Origin of the sequence: Catenibacterium sp. UBA627 (genome assembly GCF_002299355.1) — a bacterium.
Taxonomy (GTDB): Bacteria; Bacillota_I; Bacilli_A; order Erysipelotrichales; family Coprobacillaceae; genus Catenibacterium; species Catenibacterium mitsuoka.
Genome location: NZ_DBPF01000144.1, coordinates 3,875 through 5,961, shown reverse-complemented (window position 1 = coordinate 5,961; position 2,087 = coordinate 3,875). Strand labels below are relative to the sequence as shown.

General features: G+C 34.9%; 2 protein-coding genes. Both read right to left on the bottom strand.

What is annotated here, in order from left to right:
* Positions 1–377: ABC transporter transmembrane domain-containing protein (locus tag B2S90_RS09550; RefSeq protein ID WP_286696962.1), on the bottom strand; the 377-nt coding region annotated here is incomplete at its 3' end.
* Positions 367–2,082 (bottom strand): ABC transporter ATP-binding protein, encoded by a 1,716-nt coding sequence (locus B2S90_RS09545; RefSeq protein WP_055234283.1) that lies wholly within the window; start codon positions 2,080–2,082, stop codon positions 367–369. The genes B2S90_RS09550 and B2S90_RS09545, both read right to left, overlap by 11 nt.
* Positions 2,083–2,087: the final 5 nt, after the last annotated feature.

Sequence of the window (2,087 nt, the reverse complement as noted above, 5' to 3'; positions counted from 1 at the left end):
GCAATCATACGGCTCATCATATCACCATGTGTATGAGAATCGATATAAGAAAGAGGTAAGATCTGGTATTGTTTAAAGAGTTCTGCTCTTAAGTCTCTTGTGATTTCATAAGTCATCTTATTAGATGCTCTAACTAAGAAATAGTTGAATAATGCAGTCATCAATACAGAGAATGCAATATAGAATATCTTTTGACTGAGTCCCTGGAAGAAAACCTGATGATAACCAATCATCTGGTCAATAGCTTTTCCAATAAGAATTGGTGTCAAAAGAGTGAATATAATATTAATTGTAGAAAATAATAATGCACCTACAAGATAGATACGATAAGGACGACAGAATGCCATAAGTCTCTTTAAAGTACTTTTATTCTTCATTACTCTGTCCTCCTTCCATCTGTGACATAACAATTTCCTGATAGACATCACATGTATTCATAAGCATGTCATGAGTACCCTGTCCTACGACTTCACCATGGCTTAATACCACAATAGAATCTGCATGCATTAAAGCACTCACTCTTTGAGAGACAATAATAACTGTCATATTAAGTGTACTTAAAGCTTTTCTTAGTTTTGCATCTGTCGCAAAGTCGAGTGCACTAGCACTATCATCTAGAATAAGTATTTCTGGTTTTTTAACTAATGCACGGGCAATAGTGAGTCTTTGTCTTTGTCCACCAGATACATTTTTACCACCCTGTTCAATATAGGTATCTAAGCCTTCTGTCATCTTATCGATGAATTCTTTAGATTGTGAGAGTTCTAATGCTTCATAAATTTCTTCATCTGTGGCATGAGGATTGCCCCATTGCATGTTTTCTCTGATTGTACCTCCAAAGAGTGTGGCCTGCTGAGGCACAATACCAATCATATTTCTTAAGTCTTCAAACTTGTATGATTTAATAGGAAGATCTTTGATACGGATTTCACCTTCAGTGACATCATAAAAACGAGGAATCAGGTTAATAAGTGTTGTTTTACCTGAACCGGTACCTCCAATGACACCGATTGTCTGACCTGGAAGGATATTGAATGACACATCAGTTAAGGCATTACCTGAATAGTATGAGAATGAAACATGATCATAAGTAATAAGGTTCTGATAGTCACTTGGAGCCTCATTGATTCCCTGAACAATATCTTGTTTCTGACTTAATACATCTACACATCTTTTGTATGATGCACTGGCTTTATTTAAGATCACAATAACATTCGCAAAAACATACATAGAAAGTAGGATCTGGTTCATATAATTAATAAGAGAGATGACTTCTCCCTGTGTCATATTACCTGCATTAATTTTAAAGCCTGAGATATAGAGGATTGCGATAATCCCAAAGTTCACAATAATTGTAGTAGCTGGATTTAATACAGCACTGAGGTTACCTGCAATGATCTGCTCTTCTTTTTGTTTTGTGGTTGTTGATTCAAAACGTTTTTGTTCATTATCCTGCTGGTTAAAAGCACGAATGACTCTGACACCTGAAAGATTCTCTCTTGTGATAAGAGATACGTTATCTAGGATATGCTGGATATGAGAATACATAGGAGCTGTATGACTCATCACAAAATAGATACTAAACGCAATAAGTGGTGCGACAATCACAAAGATAAGTGCTACCTGCCAGTTAATCACAAAACTCATAACCAAAGAACCAATAATTAAAAATGGTGATCTTGAACATAAACGAATAACCATGGCGACTGCTAACTGAATTTGATTGATATCATTGGTGATTCTTGTGATTAAAGAGGGTGTACCAATAATATCAAGATCCTGATAATCATAACGATTGATGGCACGATACATATCTTTACGCATAAGTGTACCTACACCCTGTGATGTAAGTGATGCAAAATACTGGCATACAAGTGAACTTGCATATCCTACTGTAGATAAACCAAAGATTACAAAAGCCATCTTTGTAATATAGTTTGTATTATGTACCACAACACCATTATCAATAATAAGAGCTACAGCCATTGGTATACATAATTCTAGAAATGCTTCTATAAGTTTAAATATGAAACCTGAAATGGCCTGCCATTTATAAGGCTTTAAATATTTCATTATATACATATTTT